Source organism: Patescibacteria group bacterium (assembly GCA_041651355.1).
Lineage (GTDB): Bacteria > Patescibacteriota > Patescibacteriia > Patescibacteriales > UBA12465 > JAPLVX01.
Genome location: JBAZJK010000001.1, coordinates 783,552 through 806,680, shown reverse-complemented (window position 1 = coordinate 806,680; position 23,129 = coordinate 783,552). Strand labels below are relative to the sequence as shown.

Below are 23,129 nucleotides of genomic sequence, written 5' to 3'. Positions count from 1 at the left end.
ACCCTCGGATTCGAGGGTTTTTATTTTAGGGAATATATTTTTTATAGTCTTTATTTTCTTGGGCTTGGCGCTTCTGAAGAGGTATCTTTCTTAGTTCTTTAGCAATGAATATCAGCCAGATTATCATCATGATCAACCAGGCTAGGAGCCAGAAGCGGGCCGAGAAAAAGATAGCGTTTTCGTAGTTAAAAAATAGAAATAATAAACCGATAATCGCATTGCTGATGCTGAAATTGTATAGTTTTTTGAACAGGAAGCGATAAAAGCCTTTTCTGTTCTTAAGCCATAGGAAGATGCCGCCGCCAATCACTAGTAACAAGATAAGGGCGATGAAGGCCTTATTAGCCATAGGGTTAAGTGCCTCCGGTCTTAGATTGAACCAGTAATTGAAGCTTAGAAGGTTTTTCATATTTTTTTAAGTATTAAGCCGTAGTGGTGCGGCCCGGCGGTGAATTCTTTATCTAGATTTAAGCCTAACTGTCCGGCTGCATTTTTCATAGAATCTATCTTTAGCCTCTTTTCCAGGATAGGCCCGAAAGACGTGCCACCGCTTTTCCATTCGATAATAACTAATTTCCCGTTTCTTTTCAAGAGCCTCGTGCCCTCCCTGATAATCTCCGCTTTCTTATCGGATTGACTCAACACGTTTATCAATAAAACCACATCCAGTGAGTTGCTGGGAATTTTAGTAGCCTTGAAGATTTCTAGATTGCTCCAGATAGTCTCTATTTGTCTAAGGTTTTCCTGGATGGCTTTTCTCTTGATTTCTTCTAGGGCGGTTTTTAGGATATCGACGGCATATACCCGGCCATTTTTACCAACTAGGCGGGCGATAGGATAAACGAAATAACCAAAACTGCCGCAGCCAAGCTCGGCCACCTTGTCGTTTTCTTCAAAACCGATGCGGTCGATAATGTAACGGATGTCTATCAAAGGATTTGTTTTGCTTAGTTGAAGCATATTTTTAAGGGATTAAAATTTGTCTAGTGACGACTTGGGTGCGGCTATATTTTTTTTTGGCTTCGATAACGATATTGTTCAAGCCTTTCTTAAGGATGAGCGTTTGAGAGAATTGTCCATTTTTATTGTTTAAGACTAATTCATTATTGATTCTGACCTCGGCTTCTACCTCCGTCTGGCCGATTACCTCTAATCGGTTGGAATCCTGGACTAGATTCTTGTTCGGTTGGGATATTATGAGATAGGGAGCGAAGAAGATCTTTTTAATATAAAGGCCCAGGTAGAAAAGACAGATTAGGATGACTATGGTGATTAGGAGATTGCGAATTATTTTAGGAAAAACTAGTAATTTTCTTTTTTGGATAATTGGCCTGGAAAAGGGGTTGTCTTGTTTGTTTATTTCTAAAAATTGCGGGCCTTGTTGTGCGAATAAGTATTTCTCATCTAATCCTAGGAATTTAGCATATTTCTTTAAATAACTTGATCGGTATAAGCCGGAGGGAAGCGTTTGATAATTGTTTTCCTCTAAGGCCTCGATGTATGAGGTTTTAATTTTTATCGCTTCGCTGACTTGGGATAAGCTCAAGCCTTTAAAAGCTCTAGCTTGTTGCAGCTTATTTCCGATATTTTCCTCGTTGATTATTTTTTTGGGGGTAAATGTTGGGGTCATTTATTTGAAACAGCATTCCAGACGCCTCCATTAAATTTATATCCTAGGTTAGTCATAATGAATTGGATGATCAGGTAGCTGGTGAATACGATAATAAGCCCGACTACGGCCGCAATTATAATTTTTTGCGCTTTAGACACCTGCTCCGCATTGCCAGCAGAAATTAGAAAGGTGATACCACCGTAGATGAACATCAGTAAAGACAGGGAGCCGACTAATCCTAAGATGAGGTTAGAGATATTGACGCCTAGGATGACAAAATCATTAAGAGTGTAGTTGCCACTTTCATTTGTTGGGATTAGTGGAGCGGCGGAACCTGTCCGACTAATACCACCCAGGAAGAAACAGGCAACGATGATGAATCCGATTATTTTTTTGTTTTTCATATTCTAATTAATAGATTGTTGGACTTTGGCGGCGCCATCATTTAGGGCTTCCATTAGGCGGCCGCTGTCCTTATCTCTAACAGCCGCGTCAATCATCTCTAGGATAGCATTCTCTGCTATATTCGGATTTAAGCCGCGATACCAGCTTTTAGCTGTTAAGACTTGGTCGGCAAATACGCCCAGTTCGGGGTTTTCTCTTTGCTCTGGGACCAAGGCTCTGATGGCGGTTGGCCTTTTAGTTTTATCCAGATATGACTTTACCTGTTTTTCTTGGGTCATAAATTGGATAAAATCCCAAGCTTCGTTGATGTATTTACTCTTTTTCGATACGGTTTCTACCCAGTAATTAGCAAAATTTACATCCGGATTGCCTTCTATCTGGGGCAGCTTGGAGACCGAGAAATTAAGTTTTGGCGCGTCAGCCTTAATCGTTGGCAGATCGTAGGAATAACCGAAATATATAGCTAAATTGCCGCTAGTGAACATCTCTAGAGAATTGGGCAGTTTTTCGTTCCAAGAATATACCTCTTTGCCTGGGTTAGCGAAGTCGGTATAGAATTTTAGAGCGTCCCCTCCTGGATTGAAGTTGTTTTCTTTAAATCCCGGCTTGTTAGGAATCAGGTTAAATTGGACGGTGTTGTTATCGAGCATCACGGCACCATTCTGCATCATCAAGACCGAGAGGATATCACTAGCCCGGTTGATGTTAGTGGAACCGCCTAGCGCTACGCCTGATTGGATGATCTCTTTTTTAGGATCTTGTTTGCTGAGGCTTTTGACATTTTGCTGGAAAGTCTTATTCCAATACTTGGGCGCTTCGATAATGCCGGCGCCGTTGAATAAGTCCCGGTTGTAATACATGGCTAAGGTGTCGACTGATAGAGGTAGGCCGTAGATTTGGTTGTTTTCTAAAATCACATCATTGCCAACTACGTCGACGAATCTGTCCCGGACATCCTTAGCTGTCAGGCTTTTATTGGTTTGGAGTTGGTTGATAACCTCTTTTTTGATTGAGCCTGTAACTACTGGATAAGCCATCGTTATTTCAGCGGGGAGAGGAGCAATCTTGTTTTGATATTTTTTAATCCAGGTGTTGTGAATAGAAAAAATATCCGGGCCACGGTCTTCAGCCAAAGCATTTATCAGTTCATTTTCATATTCAGCGTAGCGCAGCTTGCGGTAGTTGATAGTTACGAATGGATGTAATTTTTGGTATTCTTTTATAATATCTTGGAAATCATCAGGACCATCGAATACTCGCCAGTAGTTGATCGTAATTGGCTCCATGGCCTTTTTAGTTTTAGAGTCAGTCGTCTTACAGCCGAAGCCAGAGGTGATGATGAAGGTTCCAAGAAGAAAAAGGGCAAAAATTTTTTTGGTCATATATTTTAAGATAATCATTTATATTATATCAAATTTAAGGTAAAAAAGTAAATTTTGTTTTTCAGGTTTAGCCCACAATAAAATCTGCTATTTAGCAGATTTTAAGTTGTTTTTATTTTTTATTTTTCCGTATCTAGCTTTAAGCTCAGTAGCTGACTGACGCCTTCATTCATGGTCAGGCCGTATAGGATATTGGCCTTTTTCATGGAAGCTCGGTTATGGGTGATAACGATGAATTGGGTGCGATTGGAGAGGTCGTCTAAGATTTTTGCCAGGCGTTCCGAGTTTGATTCGTCTAAAGCGGCATCAACTTCGTCCAGGACGACAAAAGGCGACGGATTAGCGCTAATGATGGCACAAATTAAGGCGATAGCAGTTAGGGCTCTTTCTCCTCCGGAAAGCATTGAAACCGATTGGATCTTTTTTCCGGGTGGAGTCGCCTGTATTTCAATTCCGGCTAAGCCGGTGGCGTTATATTTCTTAAGGAGTTTTACCCGTTTTAGCTCTTCATTAGTTTTCTCTACCCCGCCTTCGCTGCCTCCGTTTTCTTCTTTTTCTTGTTCGCTTAGGCTGAGCTTGGTGATTTTGGCATTGCCGCCATTAAACAAGATCTTAAAGTATTCGTTGAATTTCTCTTCGATAATTTTAAACTCTTTATCAAAACGGTTTTTAATATTAACATCGAGTTCGCCAATTATTTTTTCTAAAGAATCTATGGCTTGTTTCAAATCCTGGGTTTGGGTATTTAAGAATTCAAAGCGGTTCCTTGTCTCTTCGTATTCTTTTTCCGATTCTGGATCGATACCGCCGATTTGCTCTAATTGATTTTTTAAGTCATTGATTCTTTTTTGGGCTTTGTCAGCTTCAAATTCAATGGAGTTTCTTTCATGTTTCTTTATGGCTAGAAGGTCGAGGCTCTCATTACGGATGTTATTTTCCAGGTCTTCTAGCCGGGTTTCTTGCCGGGTGGCGTTAATTTTAAGATCGTTTAGCTCTAATTGGATTCGGCTGTGGTCCGATTGTAGATTCTGCAAGTTTTTTTGGAGCTCGAATAACTGTTTTTTTTCATTTTCTTGTCCAGCCGCGATTTTTCTTAGCTGATCTTCTAGATTTTCTATTTCTTGGTTGATGCCTTTGATTTTTTCTTCCAGCTCTTTCTGTTCTTTTTGGATCTGAGGTACAGACACTTTTTGTTGGCTCTTTTTTATTTTACTCTCTATATCCAATAAGTCCTGTTCTAGCTGTTGTTTGATTTTTTTGGCCGCGGTCATTCTTTCTGCCTGTCTGTCGTTTTCCCAGCGGTAGCGGCTGATCTGTTCACTTAGTTCTTGTTTTCTTTCACTGATCGAGATGATTTCCGCCTGGATAGTCTGGATTTCCTTAAGGACATCAGATGCCTCGGAATTTTCTAGCTTTTCCAGCCGTGAAATGTATGATTGTCTCAGTTTCTCTATTAATTCTCTTATTTTTTCTAAATCATTTTCTTTTCTGATTTCTTCTAGTTCGACTAGTAGTTCTTTGATCAGTTCGTTTCCCGGGCTTGGCTGGCTGTTTTTTGCTTGGTCTCGGCTATTACGCTGTCTCTCAGCTAGCGTTTGGTTTAGGTGGCTTAAGTCTTTTTGAATCTTTTGGTATTCAGCTTCCAATTCTTTATTCTCTTGAGGGCCAGCATTTTGGATTAGTTTTAATTCTTTATCAGCCCGTTCTATCTCTAAAATCAGCTCGGCTTGTTTTTTGTTCAGCCAAGAAAGGTCGAACTGACCCTGAGCTTCTAGATTAAGTTCGATTTCCGCCTGCAGACGAGCCAGCTGTTTGATGTATTGGTTTTTATTACCCTGTAGTTTTTCTAAATCCAAGCGTAAGCCTTCGGTTTCCTGATGTTGGCTAGTATTTTTAATTTTGTTTAAATCCGCCAGGAGTTTTTCGATCTTTTCCTTCTGCCCCCGTTCAGTTTTTTCTAATTCTAGAGAGTCGGAATTTATTTTTTCCAACTTGGTATTTATTTCTTTCCAGAAAAAACTATAGTAATCGAGCTGTTTTTCCCTCAATTCCTTTTCTAGCTCATCTCTCTTTTTTAACTTTTCTACCTGTCTGGTCAGGCTTTTCAGGCGAGGCTGGATTTCATTGAGCAACATGTCTGTCTGCTGCAGGTTTTCATAACTATTTTCTAATTTATTCAAGGAATAGTCGCGTTTTATCTGAAATTGCTTGACGCCAGTCGCTTCATCAAAAAAATCTTTCCGCTCAGCCGCGCTGGTATTGAGAAAGTTTTCGACCATCCCTTGGCCGATAACGCTGTATGTCTTTTGTCCAAAATTAGCCTTAGCTAAAAGCATCTGGATGTCTAATAGTCGGACGCGACTGTTGTTAATCAAGTATTCGCTGTCACCGTTACGGTAGAGGCGACGTGTGATGATTATTTCTGAGTAGTTTATATAGCTATCATTGGATTCTTGGCCGTTTTGATTATCGTTATCAACCTTGAAGCTGAATGATTTATCGGAATTGTTCAAATATAATGATACCTCGGCAAAACTGAGCTGGTGTTTCTGATGTGACCCGGAAAAGATCACGTCTTCGCTTTTTTTACCACGTAAAGTCTTGAGGCTTTGTTCTCCTAAGACCCAGCGAACCGCATCGGCAACGTTTGATTTGCCCGAGCCGTTAGGTCCGACGATGGCGGTTATGCCTCTTTTGGTGCCACTGATTATTCCCGGAAAAACTAATTTGTTTTTATGCGCGAAGGACTTAAAACCCTGGATTTCTAGTTTTTCTAAATACATATTTGTATGATTATGGTATCATTATAGTATACTTCATTTAGAAAAGTAAACTAAAAATATGATAATTTCCATCAGTGGCAACCATGGTTCGGGTAAGAGTACGATCGCGCAAATGTTAGCCGATGAATTGTCCTGGCCGCGTTATTATATGGGTGGTCTGAGGCGGCAAGCAGCCAGAAAGATGGGGCTGACCTTAGCTGAGTATAACAAGCTAGGCGAAAGCGATCCCCAGACTGATCTGGCCGTAGATAAGTATCAGGAAGAGTTGGGGCGTACCAAGGACAATTTTATAATCGAGGGTCGGACTTCTTGGTATTTTATCCCTCACTCTCTTAAAATTTATTTAGATGTAGATGATCATGAGGCGGCTAAGCGCATTTTGCAAGATGTAAAGCAAAAAAGCGGGCAAAAATCACGCAACGAGGCGGATGGCTTAAATAGCGTCGAAGATGTTCTGCGGAGCTTGAAAGAAAGAAAAAGAAGCGATAAGAAGAGGTATAAGAAGTATTTCAATATCAATCCTTACCTGAAAAAACACTATGATTTTTATCTAGATACTAGCGATTTGAGCCTGAAACAGGTTTTTAAAGCTGTTTTAGGCTTTGTCCGGAGTCATATTGACAAGAAATGAATTTACTTATAATATAAAGGAAAGTTAGTGAATTATTATTTTAAACAGTCGCGTTGTCTTAGACTACGCGTTATTTGTTTCCATTAATACTATGGCTGAAAACAAAGCGATTGATAAACCGGAAGCCAAGGCTGGTTTTCCAGAACTAAAACCTGGTTTAACCGTTAGAGTTTATCAAAAGATTAAAGAATTGAATTCTAAAGGCGAAGAAAAGGAGAGGGTCCAGTATTTTGAGGGTCTAATCATTGCCCGTAAGCACAAAAAAGAGATTGGTGCTACGATTACCGTGCGCAAGATTTCCGATGGCGGTGTTGGCGTAGAGAAGATCTTCCCTTTGAATTTGCCGACTATTACCAAGATTGAAGTGAAGAAAGAGGCTAAGGTGAGACGAGCTAAATTATATTATTTGCGTTCCGGCTATAAGAAGAGACTTAAAGAAAAGGTTGTTAAATCTTAATTTAGACGCCGGGCGGATGGTGAAACTGGTAGACACGCAAGCTTGAGGGGCTTGTGGCCGCAAGGCCGTGGAGGTTCGAGTCCTCTTTCGCCCACCGGGGTTGAAGGGGCGCATAGCTCAGCTGGTTAGAGCACTTCGTTTACACCGAAGGGGTCCAGGGTTCGAATCCTTGTGCGCCCACTTAATAAAATAAGCCTTGCAGGCTTATTTTGTTTTATGCGAATCATGCTTTTATTTTTCTAGAAAATCATTTAAGCTTGAATTATGATTAAGCTATTAAGCCAATCAGATAAGGAAACATTCGCCTTCGGCCAAAGGTTAGCGGCCGACTTTTGTGGTGGAGAAGTTTTGGCCGTATATGGTGATTTAGGGGCGGGCAAGACGGTTTTGGCTAAAGGTATAGCTCGTGGCTTGGGTATAAAATCAAGGATTAATAGCCCCACTTTCAATATCATGAAAGTTTATCCGGTGAAAGGACATAAATCTATCAAACAGTTTTGTCACATTGACGCTTACCGCCTTCATTCTGCCCAGGACCTAGAATCAATCGGTTTTGCTGATTATTGTAACCATTCTACGGTGGTTTTAATAGAATGGGCTGATAGAGTTAAGGGGCTTTTAAAAAACGCCCAGAAGATCAGGATTAGCCATTTACAGGGTGATTTAAGGGAAATACTCTACTAATTTTTAAAAACAAAAGGACTGTTTTCAGTCCTTTTTTGGTTAAGGCGTTTAGCCTTAGTTTCTCTTTCCAAACATTCTTTCGATGATGAGATAGAAATGGCCTTCCCGGCTCAGACCGATTTCAGCGAAAGGGATTTTTTCCGATCGTGATTTCAGCTTTTCATCTTCTGGTTCGTTCAGGCTGATCAGGACGCCGTTAAATGGTTCCTCCAGCCGGATTGTTTGATTTTCTTCGTTGAGTTTTTCAGCATTAGTTGTAATGCTTTTTTTCATTTCTCTACTGAGCATAGCTATTTTATTTTAGAATGTTTTTTTTAATGTCCGAAAGCATTTTTTTATCAGAGCTGTAGACGGTGGTGCCACCTCGGAAGTCATCTTCCCGGTAAGGGTCTTCGTCGCTTAAGAATGTCTCTCTGGCGTTACCGAAGTCAATTATAATCGGGTGGCCCTTATCATCAACAAATATATTTCCGTCATGAAAATCACGGTGGTGTATATTTGCATTGTTAAGTTTATTTATAATATCTTCTAACTGATCAAAATATTGTTTCCAATTGAACCCAGCTGGCAGAGCCTCGGTTTTACACCCTCCCTCTCTCCAGTCTTTGATAGTAAAGCCGCTGATTTTTTGCATGAAGATAAAGCCAAAATTGGAGCTATTCTGTGAATACATCGGCCTTGGCACTATCCTTTGATTAATCCCGATGGATTTTAGGAAATCAATATCGGATAATTTATCCAGAAATTCCATTTCTTCGTTGGCTTTATTGGTAAGGTTGACGCTATTCTTCCTAACTTGACGATAGTCAATAATTTTAAGGCAGATGAAATCTTTTACATCAGAAACCTTGACTTTCGCAGTGCGCCCCTCGCCGATACTATGACCACATTTTTCCAGTTCCTGGACCTCTTCTTCGACTATACGTTCAAAAAGATCGCGGTAGCGTTCGAAAGCTGGCTCTATTTTTGGTTCCTTAAATAGCATAAAGAAGATATATCATTAAATAAAATATATGTCAAGTAAGTTAAATATTCATTGTATATTTTACTTAATTTTAAATAAAAAAAGGAGTTTTTAGCTCCTTGCCTTTCATAAGATAGGCTTAATGTTGGTTTGTGTACTTCTTTTTTTACAAGCGCCGCAACCGTTACTCTCTAAATAGAAGTCTTTTAACTCTTCAATGTTAGGACGGGGCTCAGGCGCATATTTGAGCAGAAGTTTGGCATAATCAGGGCCAATTTCCGTTAAGGTGCCGCAGCTGGTGCAGAAATTTCTGGATACCGCTCGCGGCCATTCAAAGGGTTTCTTTAGGGCTGTCTCATCGACACGATAGAAGCCGAGACGTTTCTTGGTAATCTCTCCGATTAGGTTTTTCACTGCTTAGTTTTTTTAAAGAAAAATGTTTTATTGATTAATTTTTTTTAGCTCTTTTGGTAAAATTATCCAGGAGTTTGACAGCAATTTTTCTCGCTTCCTGGTTTATTCTGTCTTGGTATGCTTGGTCATCCTTCTCGTACGCTTCTTTTTCTGTTTCCGTGACCACCATTAGTAGATCGGCTTTAATGGCCTTCTCTGGGTTATATTTTTTAATGTCAATCGTGGTCCTGGCGGCTATATTATCAGATTGATCGCTAATTTCAAAGAAAGCGTCGACCCCGTGGAAATAGTCAAGATGGGAATTAACGGCTGTAAAGAATTTTAAAGATAATCCATCTCCTATTTTTATGTATGACTCAATGGCGGCATGTAGTTTCTTGGCAAAATCTGGGCTCGGACTTTCCGGATTAAATGGTTGACAGTCCTTAACTAGTTCAATCGCCTTGTCATAGGGCAAGTAGGTGTCGAATTTATATATTTCGTTATGGTATTTATCAACTAGGTTTTTCCTGCGGAAATATTCAGCCATCTCGTCTTTTTCTTTTTTATCAGCGGTGAATTCTTCGGGGTGGGCTAAAGGGATAAAGGCGGTACCATATTTATTCTGATTGATGCCGGAAAAACATTCGAACTCCAGTAAGGTGCCGCTATTATCTATTTTATTGATAGATTTTTCTAGCGAGTCATAGCTAAACATATTTTTTATTTTTCCATGATTCTAATAGAATATAAGCGACGCCTAGACTGATCATTATATCGGCGATGTTAAAGACGGTAAAATATCGGCAATCGAAGTAGTCGATAACATAGCCAAAGATGAAACGATCAGTAAAATTACTTATAGCACCAAATAAAATAAGTGTCAAGGGAAGAATAAGGCTTTTTGGCGCCTTTTTATTTATTATTAGATAAAATATATAAGAAAGTAAGCTTATAATAATAAGCGCTATCAAGATGTTTAAAGCCAGGCCAGCCAGGGGTAAAGAGAAGGCAATAAAATAGTTCTTTGAGAAAGAAAATTGGAGGAATGAACCAATGAGCCCCATCGGTTGGCCTGATATTGTTTGAAGAGCTAAATACTTAAGACATCTGTCAAGTATAAAAAATATAGCCATCATGATTATTATGGCTATATTTTTAATAGTTTTTTTAGAAAGCTTATTCATTTTCTTCTTGAAGCTTTGTTTTACAATCAATACAAGAGTTGGCTGTTGGTCTAGCCATAAGCCTTTTAGGGTTGATTGGCTTCTGGCAATAACGACAGATCCCATAAGTTCCCTTATTGATGCGCTCTAGGGTCTTATTGATGTCCTCTAGACTCTTTTCTAATACTTTTTCAGTAACAACCGCGGTCGAATAGTCTGTTATTTCTTGGGCATTTTCATCCGGCTTATCCCCATATTCTGGGAATTTAGCTGCCATATTATCAGCGTCATGGTTATCTTTTTTAGATAAATCTTGTAAATCATCTAAAATCTGCTTTTTCTCCTGAAGCAGGTTTTTTTCGATTTCCTTGATTGTCTTTTCATCTACCTTAATTTCATTTGACATAGTTTTGGAAAAACTCAAAATATATAAAAATTCATCATTTTATGTATTCATTATAGGGTAAAAATACGTTTTTGACAAGTCTGAATCTATTTGCTATGCTTTTTTTGTTGACTTAGCAAATAGTCATTTTTTTAAAGGAACGGTAGTTCAGTTGGTTAGAACGCTGCCCTGTCACGGCAGAGGTCGCGGGTTCGAGTCCCGTCCGTTCCGCATTTTAAAAACCGCCTCATTAGTTGGGGCGGTTTTTTAGATTTGGGATTTTAGATTTAGCCGCCGATAGGCGCTTCTAATCCAATTCCTGTTAAATCCTGCATGGAGAATAAATCGCCACAGCTAGGGTTGTCGCAGCGACAAACGCGGCGTCCATCTGAGGTAAGCATGATAACGGCAGCTTGCCGACAATGACAGCAAGACATTTCCCATTCGATCAGTTGTTCGGGGTTTTCCGAGCTACGGCACTGGGGGCAGAATAGAGTGCGATAAATGCCGGCGTGCAGTTTAGAGCCGCATTTGCTACAAAAGAAATAGTGTTCTTCACCCCGACTCTTGAATTTAGTTTCTACTAAATAATTTAGTTTTTCGGTTTTTGTTCCCATGATTTAGGTTTTTAAAGAATGATATTGCTATTTAAAAGCAAAAGCGTTAACATGTATATATGTCGTATAACATTCGACAACAAAGCTAATATGAAACTCGAAATCCCTAGTAAAATTAAAGAATTTTTAAAAAAGTCCGGTTTTAATGATAAAGAGGAAAGAGTTTATTTATTTTTACTCAGTTCTGGCCCGCAAACAGTTAGCCGTATCGCGCAAACTTGCGGTTTGGTGCGAACTAATGCTTACGATGTAGTTAAAAGCCTGGAAAAACGTGGGCTCTGTTTTAGTCAGGGGACAGAATATGGTCGCAAGATTAAGGCTAATAAGGCTGAAGAAATTTTGGAGATTCTTAATGATAGAGCTAAAGAGATTTCTGTTCTTAAAAATGAGTTACATGAGTTATTGCCAGCTTTTGAAAGCTTAAGCTCCTTTCCATCTTCCAGCCATTCTCAGCTTTCTTATTTTCAGGGTCAAGAGAGTTTGAAAAAGCTGATTAGGCTTTCTCTTCAGAGCGTGGATAAGGAATTACGTTTTGCTGGTTCAGAATTAGATATGCTTGAAAAATTGGGACAGGAATTCCTTATGGATTACCAGCAGCGAAGAGTCGCCAAGGGTATATTTATAAGATCTTTAAGGCCTGGACTTAAAAGAGGCGGCCATGAAAGAGGCGAAGACTCTAAATATTTCCGGGAATTACGCTTGCGTCCCGAGGGCTTAATCCGTTTGAAATCTAATATTATACTCTGGGATGATAAGGTCGCCTTTTATTCTTTGGAAGACGGTTTATTTGGTTCTCTTATTGAAAGCGGTCCCTTAGTAGTCATGCTTAAAAGTTGGTTTGATTTCATTTGGAATAAGTCAAAGATTATAAAATAGGTCAGAGTAAAACTAAAAACCGCCTTTTTGGGGCGGTTATTTTTTATCAGGAAATACTTATTTTTTAAGATATTTCCATAAGTTTCATGACATCCTGGGTCCTGCCTACAACATCTATAGCTTTTTCTGTAGCCAGACCGGTGTATTTTTCTGGCGTCTGAAAAGCGGCCTGCATATCAGGAGAAAAGGCAGAAAGTATACCAGCGATTTCGGCATCTTCCCGGGCTTGAAGCTGTAAAGCTTCAAAGAGATTGATCTTTTTCTCTTTGGCGATTTTCATTAAAACTTCATTAACCAGTTTATGGGCATCTTTTTCATAGCCATGCATTTGCAGGGCCAAGTATATCGGCTCGGCCAGGATGTAGCCAGCGTTTTGTTGGAAGTTGCGGCGGCAGTTAGTTTCATCGATGCTTATCCTTTTCAAGAAAGGTACCCCGGCTTTATTTTTTTTATTCAGCGTATTTAATTGCTGCTGGAGATTGATGACGATGATAGGGAGGTCCCTTAAGATCGAACTGCCAACCAAATCGCGTTGGTGTTCGCTGATTAAAATCTCGAACACTTTGTTAAATTCACATTTGGTTTTGAGCCAGGTGCCTTCCAAGTTTTCAAAGGTAATCGGGTTGCGCTTATGGGCCATAGTCGATGAGCCGACTTGGTGGGCTTCAAATGATTCAGCCACTTCAGCGATTTCGCTCCGCATCAAATGACGACAGTCGCGACCGAATTGGCCTAAAGTGGCCGAAGTCATGGTACAGCTGAATAGAAAGTAGGCCAAAGGCTCGGGCGGCAGTATTTGCGTGCTGATCCTGGCCGGTTTTAAACCCAACTCTTTCAGGACTAAGCTTTCAAGACTCTTTTTCCCTAACTTAGTCCCGGTGAGTCCGAGGGCTATTTGGGCGTTATAGGCTCCAACTGCTCCAGAAATTTTTCCGACCAGCGCGTGAGCATATCTGTCCATTTCTATCCAGTTGTTGAGCAGGCGGTCCAAAATATTGGCTAACCAGAAGCCAACGGTTACCGGCAGAGCATGTTGACCGTGAGTGCGGCCAATTTGTAAGGTGTTAGCATATCTTTCGGTCATTTCCATCAAATAGCCAGCCGTTTCATATATGCTTGGTTTTATTACCTGGCGATAGGCCATTAAAAACTGTAAAGACCGGCCGGTATCCAAGGGATCGTAGCTGGTCAGCGGTACGTGTACCCAGCGTTTCAATTTTTCATTGATAAGGCTCTGGATGATCATCACCAGGGCCCTCACATCGTGATGGGTGACGTTGCTTTCGATTTCATCTACTTCGCTGGTAGTGACGCTCTTAATTTCTTCCTCGATTTGTTGATTCAGGGCGGCATATTCTTCGTCCGGAATAATTCCAAGGTCATGGAGAACTTTCATTGTCGCCAGCTCAACAGCGATTGGCATGCGGTATAGGTTGTCATAGCCAAAGATGTCTTGCATCTGTTTAGGTTGGTAGCGGGGATTGCCCGGCAGGATCAGATTTTTCATGGTTTAAAGTTTGGTGATTATTTGGTTGTTTAAGGTGCTAATTGACTTATTAGCTTATCAAATTAAGGCTTTTTGTCAATTTATTTGTATATTAAAAAAGCCACCTATTTAAAGACAGCTTTGTTTGTATTGTCAGGAGTTCTTATGCCCCCATCATTTCTTTTTGATAGTCAGCAAGTTTCATCCCGGTTAAGCGGTAAAATATCTCCAGGTATTTTTCGCTGGTCTGGTCGATGATTTCGGCTGGTATATCCAGGGAGTGGACAAAATCCACATGTTCTTTGTTCTCTGGATCCAGGTTGTTGATTCCGGTAAAACCAAAGGGGGTTTCGATTTTCATTCCCCAGTTGCGGACAAATTGTTTGTCCATGAATTTTGGCTTGCTCCCGGTTTTCATGGCTTTTTTCCAGTCGTTAACATCGCAGAAGCGGGAAGAGTCTGGCGTTAAAAATTCATCTCCGATAATGTTTAAAGATGAAGAGCCTTCAAATTTTGTGTCCAGGATGAGAATGCCCTGTCTTTTAGCATACTGATAAGCGGCAGCATAGAAGTCTCTGAGCATTTTGATAAACTCTCTGCCTTTGCGGCCGTTGGCATCGAAGTATGTCTTAGCGTCCACATTGATATCATGGCCAGTTTCTGCTTTGGTTGATGGCGTGAAGACTGCTATTTTCAGCTTTGACCATTCCGGCAGGCCAGGAGTTGTCTTTTGGCCGGCCACGATGCCGGTTTTGATATAAACCGAGTACACTGACCCGCCGATATGCATGCGGAAGATTAATTCATAGCCATCCAGCTCTCCGGTCAGATCTTTAACCAGTAGGCATCTTTCCAGGGGAATGCTTGGATATTTTTTCTTCAAATCGTAGGCGCCGTTGTATAAGGGATCAAACTCACTTTTGATCAAGTGGTGAGGAAAGCAATCAAAGGTATTACCCCAGAAATGGGTTAGAGCGGTTAGGACTTCCCCCTTTTTAGGGATAAGGCCATTTAAGACGAAATCGAAAATACTGATTCTGTCCGTAGCTTCAGCTAAGAGAAGCTCTTGGCTGATGCGAAAAGTGTTTCGGACTTTGCCCTGTCCAACAAGGGGGATGCCGAGTCCCTGAAAATGTTGGATTAAAGGATCGGCTTGCAGGAGTGCAGGAATTTTTGCCATCGTGTTCATTATTAGGTTAATACTGGGTTTTAAAAGGTCGATAATATATTTAAGACGATTAATCAGGATTAGTCAACCGGTTTAATCTGCGCCTCTAGAGGGAATCGAACCCCCATCTTAAGCTCCGGAAGCTCACGTTCTATCCGTTGAACTATAGAGGCAATTTAATTGAAGCGTTGTCGCCGCTGTTAGGGTTTAATTACAATAAAGACAAAGTTTTAAAAATTTCTTCGCCGAAATTATTAACATTAGAACCATGAGTAGGTTTAATAGAGTGCTGAACAATATAATAGTTACCCTTATAAATAAAATAATAATCTGAACCAGGCACTGCTTGAGTAGAGTTAACAGTGACCTTGTAAGCGTCTACTATATTACCAATTTTAATATTCTCACAGACAACATCGATATTTTCTGGTTTGCACAAGACATTATTTCTAACATCTTCAAATTTCTTGTCTGTGTTAGGATAAACCATTATATTAAAATAGTAAGTTTCAACAGCATCATTTTGAGAATTAATCTTTAATGAATATTTATCTGATAATACTTCCTCTTTAACCGCTGCTCCGTTTTTCCATTTAGGAATTATAACTTTTTGTCCTAACAAAGTTTCTGTTCTTAAGGAATTATTAGGATATTTAAATTCAAACAAATAATCATTGTTTTTAAATAGCGGCCAATTACTACTAACACTGCTTAATAACTCTTCGGTGTTATTATTTTTGTCCACATCTCTGTTGATTTCCGAAATTGAATTTACAGGATTATTATTTATTGAGTTTAATTCTTGAGCTTCATTATTATTTTTAGAACAAGCTGATAAAAATAGCAGGCCTAAGAATAAAAAAGAAATCATTAATAATTTTTTCATAACTTTATTGATTAACAATTTTGTGCTAACGCGATGTTGTGGAGTGTCGTGGATGTTGTTAGAACTGAAATGCTTAAAAATTGAGGCTATTTCTGATGTTCTATATATCTTTTAATAAATTCAGCAATATCGTCTTTGTGTATTTGAACAGAATGATAATTCCAGCTTTCTCCTTTAAATCTTAAACCCTCTCCAAGATTAGGGTAACCTTCAATTTTACCATCTATATAACGACTTGCGTATTGGGATTGTTGATTTAAAAAATATCTCGCTATATCACCAAAGCGAACAAACCCTTCAGGATCAACTTCTAAATTTTTACCTTCAAATTGTGTGTAATTATTTGGCGCTTCAAAATTTTTCATATTATTTATTAAATAGTCTTATCCATAAAATAAGCCAATTTGGCAAAAACGTAAACGCGGAAAGGGAGGGATTCGAACCCTCGATGCCGTTTCCGGCATAGCGCTTTTCGAGAGCGCCCGATTCAACCACTCTCGCACCTTTCCTAGTGTATTTATTTCAGCAAGAAAAGTAATAGGCCGGTGATGATTAATAACACGAACAAGCAGACCCCGGTATAGAATAGTAACTTAAGGGCTGACTTTTTTTCATTGTCCAGGTACATCATGATCGGTTTGCCTAAGATAAGGAATCCAGTCACTAAGGCAGAAAAGACAAAGAGCATTAAAAATAGGATCGGGGCTAACATGTTATTGTCTTCAGCGCCGAAAATTTTATTGCCATTATTCATAAACAAAGATAGCAGGAAGATATAGACAAGCACGCCCAGAGCGCTTAAGGCGGCTCTTTTAAATAATTTTAGGTTTTCTTGTTTCATATTATTTATTATTAGTTATTTTTATTTCTTCTGGCTTCAGGTACTCCCATTGGCCAGTTTTTAAATTACCCAGTTTAATATTAGCAATTTCTGTCCGGTGTAGCTTGATAACCTTGATGTTAAGCATTTGAAACATGCGACGGATTTGTCTTTTTTTGCCTTCCCCTAAGGTTATTACAAATGTTTGGTTTTGTAAATATTTAACGTGTTTTACCTTAACTTTACCGTCCCCATCTCCTATATTGATTCCTGATTTAAGAGCTGACATTATTTCTTCTGGTCTTTTATCAGAGCGAGCGGTTTTTACTTCATAAATTTTAGCCTTTTGAAAGCGCGGGTGGCTAAGCTGGAGGGCGAAGTCTCCATCATTGGTTAGTAGTATCAGGCCAGAGCTATCTTTGTCTAAACGGCCAACACTAAATAGGCGCATTGGTAATTGAACCAAAGAAAGTATGTTTTTTTCTCCTTTAAATGCGCGAGTGGTTGAGGTGTAGCCAGCTGGTTTGTTTAACTTGATATAAACCTTTTTAGCTGCATCCAGCTTAAGGTTTTGGCCGCCAACCTTAATCTTATCAGTTTCATCCGCTTTATCACCCAAAACAGCGGTTTTCCCATTTAGGACAACTAGGCCATCCCTGATTAGTTGCTCAGCCTGTCGGCGGGAATAGTCGTTAGTTTGGGCGATTAGTTTTTGCAAGATTATTTTCATTATTTTTTATTATTAATATCCCTAAAAGCGCTGGTAATAGCCAGAATAGGACGGCGAGATCATTTTTGAAATAAGGTACATCGACGAGACCATGAAGGGTGATTACTGTCATCGCGCCAAAGAGTCCGAGTGCAATCAATTTTTCAGGTTTCTGGCTAGCTTGACCCCATTTTTTTGCCTGGATGATGCTTGTTATCAAGAATTTAATAATGAACCATGAGAACAATATGGCACCAAGAAGTCCAGTTTCGCTCCAAAAGTTCAAAAAGATATTGTGGGGATATTGATATATTTCGACCGGCTGCCAGTATTTATTCCTTAGTTCGGCGCTGACCCTGAGCCTTTGATCGAAATTATCTAAATGATCGCGGTTGAAGAAAAGACCTTCTTGGTGATAAGGCTTGATAGCTATCGGATATTGATTAAGTCCAGCCCCTAATATGAAGTGGCCGTCATTTAGCATGTTATAGGTTTCCTGCCACTGTAATTGCCTGATTCGGCCGGAAAGATTTTCTAGTGTAGCTTTTTCTAAAATGTAGTTTTTAGTATTTGGTAAAAAGGATACCAATATTATCGATATGAGGGCCAGGGAGATGGCTAGATAGCGACTTCGGCGGCCATAAATTATAAATAGGACAAAAGTTGATATTGATACTGCTGCTAGAGCTCCTTCGGAACGAGCCAAAATAATAGACGTTATGGATGTTATAATGGTGAGCCCTAAAAAAAATATCTTGATTTCAGGGAATTTTGATTTTTTGAAATCAACATCTTTTATCAAAGAAATTAGGAAGGCTGCAAGCATGATGATGACCGGGCCCAAATAAAGGCCGATGGCGTTAGGATAGCCATAAAAAGAAACGGCTCGGAAATTTTGTGGATTAGCCCAAAAGGGATTAGCGATGAATTGTCCGCTTATTTTTTGGATAATCGCCCAAAGGGAAACACTGAAAGCTGATAGGCTGAGGGCCCAGAATATTGAGCGATAATTCCTTTCGTCCTTAAATACATTAATAATGAGAATAAAGACTAAGATGGCTTCCAAAAAATAGGCCTTGCTTATTCCTAAGGCATCACTAGAGAAAGAGGCGGGGATAAGAGCTAGGAAAGAAATGATTAATATTAATATGATTTCCCAGCGGAAAGGATAATTAATTTTTTGCTGCTTGTCGTTATTTCTATTTCTCCATTGTTTATATGGTTTGTCTTTAAAGAACCAGACCGCAAAACAGATCAGGATCATTACCTCTAGTAAGGTGCTGGGGATAGGTCCAATTTTGAAGCGAATGAGGTAGCTAGGCAGGGTAGCTATCATAAAGAAAAGAGCCCAGTTGAGCTTTTTCAGGCAAAGAAGACAAAAAAGACAGGCGAAGATAATTATTAATAGAGTCATTTTGTTTATAATTAGCTAAATATAATTATAACACTAAAAAAGCTTTACATAAAGTATTGACATTATTATATTTTTATGCTAATCTAAGCGCAGTTGTTTGAAAATTTCATAATTAAAAGTAATTAATCACTAAAATTTATAATAATGAAAAAGTTGTATTTGTATGTAATAGTTTTTTGCGTTCTGAGTGCGCAATTTCTGGTCGCCCAAGGCGTTCAGCAATATAACCGGTCAAATGTTAAATGGGAGTATCCCTATAGGGGGGATTCAAACATCTGTAAGATCGTTTTGCCTTATGCCAAAGTAAGCGAAGTAAAACACGACACCTTGATTGGTGATTCCTTGGTTACAACATATCAACAAGTTACCAGTTATAAGATTATGCTCGTTAGGTGCAGTGGAGAAAAGATCGCTAACTGGGTATATTCTTATCGTATGCTGGATTTAATCTTGAATCCCGGCCAAACTATTCGTTGTCAGCTTGGCCCTCAGCGCGGAGAAACCAAAAGAAGCGGTTTTCTTAATTTAATGAAGCATAGGCCTTATGAATTTACAGCCTCCTTGGCTACTTACTCTGAGAAGGAAAAAACTCTCTTTAGTGAATTCAAAGATTACTCTTATGAAGAGGTGAGGTTTGATTATTGGTTGTTAATCGGCGCCTTTTTCCTAAGCAGTCTGTTCAGCGTACTTTTATGTTCAGCTCTTGAAAGGTTATGGCCAGATGTAATTTTGAATGTCGCCATCCTGTTTGTTTTTTTGGTGCTGACAGCAGGGTCTCCGGGAATATCTCCAATATATCTATCGGCTTTAATAGGTGGAATTATTAGCGGATTCATTAGCTATTACCGTTCGAATAAGAAGAAAAATAAAGCCCTGGTTGAAAACCTTAATGTTATCAGCGAAGACGATAAGCAAAGTTTAAAGTAATCATTAAGTGATTAGTTCTCTCTTCTTTTAATAAAAAAAGGCTGCCAGCGAAAGCGGGCAGCCTTTTCTTGTATCGGGAATATTTTGTTGTCTTTAGGCCCTTTCTACGTATTCGCCAGTATCAGTGTTGACTCGGATAATATCGCCTTCGTTGATAAACATTGGGACATTGATCTTATATCCCCCCTCTAGCTCAACCTGTTTGTTAACGTTGCCAGCAGAGTTGCCTTTTATTCCCGGAGGTGCGCTGACGACCTTGAATTCCATTTTGATCGGCAGTTCTACGGCCACTGGGCGACTATTGTAGTAAAGAGTATTTACTTCGATTCCTTCCTTTAGGAATTTTTCTTTATCACCAATTTCTTCTAGACCGATGCTGAATTGTTCATAAGTATCGGCGTCCATAAAATAGGCTTCATTGGCGTCTTTATACATGAAACTAGCCTTTTTCCTTTCCGTTTCAGCTTCTTCTGCTTTTTCTGCTCCTTGGAAGGTTCTTTCCAGGATGTTGCCGTTGATTAAATTCCGTAGCTTGGTTTTAAGGACAGCACCGCCCCGGCCCATCTTATGGTGTTCGGTTTTGATAATGACATAAGGCTCGTCGTTAGCTTTAATGACCTTGCCCAACTTTATTTCGTTAAAGTTTAACATATGGTTTATTTGTGGGTTGGAGCCATTAGCGCCATGACGCGGGCTCTTTTTATGGCGGCGGCTAATTTTCTTTGATGCCAAGCACAGACCCCGGTACGGCTACCAGGTAGTATTTTCATGTAGAAGTTGACGAATTTTTTAAGGGTGCGACCATCCTTATAATCGACTTCGATTTGGTTGGCGCAAAAATGACAATCTTTTTGTTTTTTGTTATTCATATTTTTTTAAATTCTTAGAAGGGTATATTTTCTACGCGGATTTCTTCTTCATCGACCATCTCCGCCTCCGCTGGCAATTCCTCGGGCAAGCTATAGGAACTATTGCCGCTATTGGTATTTTTGGCATCCAACATGATCATGTTTTCCAAGACGATTTCCGTCCGATATCTCTTGACGCCGTCTTGTCCAGTCCAGTCAGTTGTTTGCAAGCGACCTTCGACGTAAGCCTTGGAGCCTTTGCGCAGGTATTTTGCACAGATGTCGGCTAATTTTCTCCAAGCGACGATGTTGTGGAACTCAGTTTTTTTCTGCTGCACGCCGCTCTGATCAGTCCAGACCAGATTGGTGGCGATAGAGAAGGTGGCTACGGTTTGACCCGACGGGGTGGTTTTTATTTCCGGGTCGCGAGTCAAATTGCCGATAAGCATTGCTTTGTTAAGATTCATATGTTTGAAGCTTAGTTTATTTTAAGAGGCGATTAAATTAAATCGGTCGCACTCAAGATGCCTTCCAGTTTTTCATCTAAATCTTTTAAATCGACTTTAGCTTTGGCGCTGGTAGGGGCGCTACTGGCGGGGCTGGCTGGTGCGGCCGCTTTGCTTGGTTTCTTATCTTTTTCGGCTTCCGCTTTTTTTAGATCGATTTTTTCTCGTCTTTCTTTTTCCAGTTTTATTTCTTCTGGGCTGCGCAGGGCTTTTTTAACAATCTGGTGGCGCAAGATTTCGTTGGAAAGACGGAAGGTCTTATCGAGTTTAGCTAAATTTTCCCCTTCTAGGTCAAATTCAAATAAGCCATAGTAGCCATAGTGGTTTTGCTTGATGGCATAGGCTAATCTTTTCTTGCCCCAATATTCTTCCAGGGTGATCGTACCCCCGTTTTCTTTAATGATATCGCTGGTCTTAGCGATAACTTGTTTGGCTTCAGCCTCAGTATATTTATTAGGGACAATAAAGAGGATCTCATAATGAGATGAGCCGCTAGCTTTGGTTTTTGACATAATTATATTAGCGTCAGGGCTTAAAAACTATTTAAATCTTCTCTAAATATTCTTTAAAACCCCTGATTAAATTAAAACCCCAGTATTCCAAGATCGCTGAGGGCTTAGAATACCTTTAATCCTATTCTAGTTGATAGGATTGCCTTGGCTATCAGCCAGGGCGTGGGAAAGATATTTGTTTATTAATTTGTTTGCTTAGCTTATCATGAATCTTATAAAATTGCAATAGTTAGCAAATTGTTATATCTTGGAAGTAGTTAATCTAAAATTATGAGATATTTCTTTGTTTTAGGCAATCATCCTGCCTTGTCAGTTGCGGAAATCCAAGCCCTTTTTCCTGATGCTAAATGCTGGCTAGCTAGCCCGGAGGTTTTATTAATGGAAGCCGTCGATTTACCAGTTGAGAATTTGATCAAGCGCTTAGGTGGGACAATCAAGGTCGGAGTGATAGAGGAAGAAGTCGTGGGTGGCCAGAACCAGATAATTGATAAGTTAAAAGGCTTATTCAATATCCTGTGTTCTAAGCCCTCGCTACCTGCAGGTAAGTTTAATTTCGGTTTTTCTTTTTATGGTCAGAAGCCGGTTAATTTGAAGATTATCGGCTTGGAATTAAAGAATTTTTTAAGAGAAAAAAAGATTAATTCCCGCTTAGTTGTCAGTCGGGAAGCTAATTTATCCAGCGTGATTATCGCTCAGAACAAACTTTTAACCAGAGGAGCGGAAATCGTCTTGATTCGGCAGGAAAAGAATATTCTAATCGGCCGCACCCTAGCCGTCCAGGATTTTAAAGGTTTATCAAAAAGGGATTATGGCCGACCGGGCCGGGACGATAAGTCCGGAATGTTACCCCCGAAGCTGGCACAGATGATGATTAATCTGGCTACTGGTCCTCATGTATCCCCTGCTACCAATTTATTTGACCCTTTCTGTGGCTCGGGCACGATTTTAACCGAAGCGCTCTTAATCGGTTTCCAGCAGGTTATCGGTAGCGATATTTCCAAGACGGCCCTGGATGATTCCCGGGCTAACCTGAAATGGCTGATCAGTAATTTTAGCATCAGTGACGGCCATTACCAATTATTTAAGAAAAGCGTCTTGGATTTAGAAAGGTTCATCAAAAAAGAATCGATTGATTATATCGTGACGGAGCCTTATTTGGGGCCGCAACGAGGCTTTTTCCAGCCGGCCGCCGTGGCCAGGGAATTAAATGACCTCTACTCCAAAGCTTTGTTAGAATTCTCTAAAGTCTTGAAGAGCAGTGGCCGTGTCGTGATGGTTTGGCCGGTATTTTTGAATAAACACTTTTTGTCTCCAGATTTAGGCAGCTTCAAAATAGTCCCGCCTTTTAGCCAGGCCTTACTATCATCTAAGGATTTAAAAATTACTGAGCGCCAGACCATCGTCTATGGTCGGCCTGGCCAGCGAGTATTCAGAGAGATACTTATCTTGGAGAAGAAATAATCGAAAGTCTTATATAAGAAAAAAGCGGAGATTAAAT

29 protein-coding genes and 5 tRNA genes are annotated in these 23,129 nt (G+C 39.8%); 9 read left to right on the top strand and 25 right to left on the bottom strand.

Annotation, left to right across the window (positions count from 1 at the left end):
* Nucleotides 1-25: 25 nt before the first annotated feature.
* From WC441_04095 to WC441_04070, 6 genes are all read right to left on the bottom strand, one after another.
* Complete coding sequence (locus WC441_04095) at nucleotides 26-409, bottom strand: hypothetical protein (GenBank protein ID MFA5163672.1); 384 nt, start codon at nucleotides 407-409, stop codon at nucleotides 26-28.
* On the bottom strand, nucleotides 406-960 hold the full coding sequence (locus WC441_04090; GenBank protein ID MFA5163671.1) for a class I SAM-dependent methyltransferase: 555 nt from the start codon (nucleotides 958-960) through the stop codon (nucleotides 406-408). Before WC441_04090 ends, WC441_04095 begins: the two co-directional genes overlap by 4 nt.
* 4 nt (nucleotides 961-964) lie before the next feature.
* Nucleotides 965-1,630 (bottom strand): helix-turn-helix domain-containing protein, encoded by a 666-nt coding sequence (locus WC441_04085; GenBank protein ID MFA5163670.1) that lies wholly within the window; start codon nucleotides 1,628-1,630, stop codon nucleotides 965-967.
* The gene (locus tag WC441_04080; protein ID MFA5163669.1) at nucleotides 1,627-2,016 is read right to left on the bottom strand and encodes a hypothetical protein; all 390 of its coding nucleotides are present in this window, start codon (nucleotides 2,014-2,016) and stop codon (nucleotides 1,627-1,629) included. Before WC441_04080 ends, WC441_04085 begins: the two co-directional genes overlap by 4 nt.
* 3 nt (nucleotides 2,017-2,019) lie before the next feature.
* Nucleotides 2,020-3,399, bottom strand: coding sequence for an extracellular solute-binding protein (locus WC441_04075; protein ID MFA5163668.1), 1,380 nt, complete (start codon nucleotides 3,397-3,399; stop codon nucleotides 2,020-2,022).
* Nucleotides 3,400-3,518: 119 nt separating this feature from the next.
* Nucleotides 3,519-6,182: an AAA family ATPase gene (locus WC441_04070; protein ID MFA5163667.1), complete on the bottom strand. Its 2,664-nt coding sequence runs from the start codon at nucleotides 6,180-6,182 to the stop codon at nucleotides 3,519-3,521.
* Nucleotides 6,183-6,240: 58 nt separating this feature from the next.
* Here WC441_04070 and WC441_04065 point away from each other — a divergent pair, with 58 nt between their 5' ends.
* From WC441_04065 to tsaE, 5 genes are all read left to right on the top strand, one after another.
* Nucleotides 6,241-6,813, top strand: coding sequence for a cytidylate kinase family protein (locus WC441_04065; GenBank protein MFA5163666.1), 573 nt, complete (start codon nucleotides 6,241-6,243; stop codon nucleotides 6,811-6,813).
* A gap of 91 nt (nucleotides 6,814-6,904) precedes the next feature.
* Nucleotides 6,905-7,270: a 50S ribosomal protein L19 gene (gene rplS, locus WC441_04060; GenBank protein ID MFA5163665.1), complete on the top strand. Its 366-nt coding sequence runs from the start codon at nucleotides 6,905-6,907 to the stop codon at nucleotides 7,268-7,270.
* A 10-nt stretch (nucleotides 7,271-7,280) separates the two neighbouring features.
* A tRNA-Leu gene (locus tag WC441_04055) sits at nucleotides 7,281-7,364 on the top strand.
* Nucleotides 7,365-7,376: 12 nt separating this feature from the next.
* Nucleotides 7,377-7,450, top strand: a tRNA-Val gene (locus tag WC441_04050).
* A gap of 84 nt (nucleotides 7,451-7,534) precedes the next feature.
* Complete coding sequence (gene tsaE / locus WC441_04045) at nucleotides 7,535-7,954, top strand: tRNA (adenosine(37)-N6)-threonylcarbamoyltransferase complex ATPase subunit type 1 TsaE (protein ID MFA5163664.1); 420 nt, start codon at nucleotides 7,535-7,537, stop codon at nucleotides 7,952-7,954.
* A gap of 54 nt (nucleotides 7,955-8,008) precedes the next feature.
* On the opposite strand, the gene WC441_04040 is transcribed toward tsaE, so the two are convergent.
* The 5 genes from WC441_04040 to WC441_04020 all read right to left on the bottom strand — a co-directional run bounded on the left by WC441_04040 (nucleotide 8,009) and on the right by WC441_04020 (nucleotide 10,883).
* Nucleotides 8,009-8,242: a hypothetical protein gene (locus tag WC441_04040; GenBank protein MFA5163663.1), complete on the bottom strand. Its 234-nt coding sequence runs from the start codon at nucleotides 8,240-8,242 to the stop codon at nucleotides 8,009-8,011.
* A 7-nt stretch (nucleotides 8,243-8,249) separates the two neighbouring features.
* Nucleotides 8,250-8,939, bottom strand: coding sequence for an AarF/UbiB family protein (locus WC441_04035; protein ID MFA5163662.1), 690 nt, complete (start codon nucleotides 8,937-8,939; stop codon nucleotides 8,250-8,252).
* 105 nt (nucleotides 8,940-9,044) lie between these two features.
* Nucleotides 9,045-9,332, bottom strand: a complete 288-nt coding sequence (locus WC441_04030; protein MFA5163661.1) for a hypothetical protein — start codon at nucleotides 9,330-9,332, stop codon at nucleotides 9,045-9,047.
* 34 nt (nucleotides 9,333-9,366) lie between these two features.
* On the bottom strand, nucleotides 9,367-10,029 hold the full coding sequence (locus tag WC441_04025) for a hypothetical protein (GenBank protein MFA5163660.1): 663 nt from the start codon (nucleotides 10,027-10,029) through the stop codon (nucleotides 9,367-9,369).
* 461 nt (nucleotides 10,030-10,490) lie between these two features.
* On the bottom strand, nucleotides 10,491-10,883 hold the full coding sequence (locus WC441_04020; GenBank protein ID MFA5163659.1) for a TraR/DksA family transcriptional regulator: 393 nt from the start codon (nucleotides 10,881-10,883) through the stop codon (nucleotides 10,491-10,493).
* Between the two features lie 136 nt (nucleotides 10,884-11,019).
* Here WC441_04020 and WC441_04015 point away from each other — a divergent pair.
* Nucleotides 11,020-11,093, top strand: a tRNA-Asp gene (locus WC441_04015).
* Nucleotides 11,094-11,149: 56 nt separating this feature from the next.
* On the opposite strand, the gene WC441_04010 is transcribed toward WC441_04015, so the two are convergent.
* Nucleotides 11,150-11,479: a hypothetical protein gene (locus WC441_04010; GenBank protein MFA5163658.1), complete on the bottom strand. Its 330-nt coding sequence runs from the start codon at nucleotides 11,477-11,479 to the stop codon at nucleotides 11,150-11,152.
* 90 nt (nucleotides 11,480-11,569) lie between these two features.
* On the opposite strand from WC441_04010, the gene WC441_04005 reads away from it, so the two are divergent.
* Nucleotides 11,570-12,355 (top strand): helix-turn-helix domain-containing protein, encoded by a 786-nt coding sequence (locus tag WC441_04005; protein MFA5163657.1) that lies wholly within the window; start codon nucleotides 11,570-11,572, stop codon nucleotides 12,353-12,355.
* 64 nt (nucleotides 12,356-12,419) lie between these two features.
* Here the strand turns inward: WC441_04005 and WC441_04000 are convergent, their stop codons facing one another.
* The 9 genes from WC441_04000 to WC441_03960 all read right to left on the bottom strand — a co-directional run bounded on the left by WC441_04000 (nucleotide 12,420) and on the right by WC441_03960 (nucleotide 18,760).
* Entirely contained in the window at nucleotides 12,420-13,862 is a 1,443-nt protein-coding gene (locus WC441_04000) for a lyase family protein (GenBank protein MFA5163656.1), read from the bottom strand.
* A 142-nt stretch (nucleotides 13,863-14,004) separates the two neighbouring features.
* Nucleotides 14,005-15,021: a phosphoribosylaminoimidazolesuccinocarboxamide synthase gene (locus tag WC441_03995; protein ID MFA5163655.1), complete on the bottom strand. Its 1,017-nt coding sequence runs from the start codon at nucleotides 15,019-15,021 to the stop codon at nucleotides 14,005-14,007.
* An 89-nt stretch (nucleotides 15,022-15,110) separates the two neighbouring features.
* A tRNA-Arg gene (locus tag WC441_03990) sits at nucleotides 15,111-15,182 on the bottom strand.
* Nucleotides 15,183-15,220: 38 nt separating this feature from the next.
* Nucleotides 15,221-15,895 (bottom strand): hypothetical protein, encoded by a 675-nt coding sequence (locus tag WC441_03985; protein ID MFA5163654.1) that lies wholly within the window; start codon nucleotides 15,893-15,895, stop codon nucleotides 15,221-15,223.
* Between the two features lie 86 nt (nucleotides 15,896-15,981).
* Nucleotides 15,982-16,260, bottom strand: coding sequence for a hypothetical protein (locus tag WC441_03980; protein MFA5163653.1), 279 nt, complete (start codon nucleotides 16,258-16,260; stop codon nucleotides 15,982-15,984).
* A 57-nt stretch (nucleotides 16,261-16,317) separates the two neighbouring features.
* Nucleotides 16,318-16,404 (bottom strand) — tRNA-Ser (locus tag WC441_03975).
* An 8-nt stretch (nucleotides 16,405-16,412) separates the two neighbouring features.
* The gene (locus WC441_03970; GenBank protein MFA5163652.1) at nucleotides 16,413-16,736 is read right to left on the bottom strand and encodes a hypothetical protein; all 324 of its coding nucleotides are present in this window, start codon (nucleotides 16,734-16,736) and stop codon (nucleotides 16,413-16,415) included.
* Nucleotide 16,737: 1 nt separating this feature from the next.
* Nucleotides 16,738-17,445: a pseudouridine synthase gene (locus WC441_03965; protein MFA5163651.1), complete on the bottom strand. Its 708-nt coding sequence runs from the start codon at nucleotides 17,443-17,445 to the stop codon at nucleotides 16,738-16,740.
* Entirely contained in the window at nucleotides 17,408-18,760 is a 1,353-nt protein-coding gene (locus tag WC441_03960; GenBank protein ID MFA5163650.1) for an O-antigen ligase family protein, read from the bottom strand. Before WC441_03960 ends, WC441_03965 begins: the two co-directional genes overlap by 38 nt.
* Nucleotides 18,761-18,982: 222 nt before the next feature.
* Here WC441_03960 and WC441_03955 point away from each other — a divergent pair, with 222 nt between their 5' ends.
* Entirely contained in the window at nucleotides 18,983-19,765 is a 783-nt protein-coding gene (locus WC441_03955; GenBank protein ID MFA5163649.1) for a hypothetical protein, read from the top strand.
* Between the two features lie 93 nt (nucleotides 19,766-19,858).
* Here WC441_03955 and efp read toward each other — a convergent pair whose 3' ends face one another.
* From efp to rpsF, 4 genes are read right to left on the bottom strand one after another with little or no spacing between them, the layout of a single operon-like run.
* The gene (gene efp, locus WC441_03950; protein ID MFA5163648.1) at nucleotides 19,859-20,416 is read right to left on the bottom strand and encodes an elongation factor P; all 558 of its coding nucleotides are present in this window, start codon (nucleotides 20,414-20,416) and stop codon (nucleotides 19,859-19,861) included.
* A 5-nt stretch (nucleotides 20,417-20,421) separates the two neighbouring features.
* The gene (rpsR, locus tag WC441_03945; GenBank protein MFA5163647.1) at nucleotides 20,422-20,634 is read right to left on the bottom strand and encodes a 30S ribosomal protein S18; all 213 of its coding nucleotides are present in this window, start codon (nucleotides 20,632-20,634) and stop codon (nucleotides 20,422-20,424) included.
* Nucleotides 20,635-20,648: 14 nt separating this feature from the next.
* A complete protein-coding gene (locus tag WC441_03940) occupies nucleotides 20,649-21,080 on the bottom strand; it encodes a single-stranded DNA-binding protein (protein MFA5163646.1) in 432 nt (143 codons plus the stop codon).
* A gap of 32 nt (nucleotides 21,081-21,112) precedes the next feature.
* The gene (rpsF, locus tag WC441_03935) at nucleotides 21,113-21,631 is read right to left on the bottom strand and encodes a 30S ribosomal protein S6 (protein ID MFA5163645.1); all 519 of its coding nucleotides are present in this window, start codon (nucleotides 21,629-21,631) and stop codon (nucleotides 21,113-21,115) included.
* A 270-nt stretch (nucleotides 21,632-21,901) separates the two neighbouring features.
* On the opposite strand from rpsF, the gene WC441_03930 reads away from it, so the two are divergent.
* Complete coding sequence (locus WC441_03930) at nucleotides 21,902-23,092, top strand: methyltransferase domain-containing protein (protein ID MFA5163644.1); 1,191 nt, start codon at nucleotides 21,902-21,904, stop codon at nucleotides 23,090-23,092.
* Nucleotides 23,093-23,129: the final 37 nt, after the last annotated feature.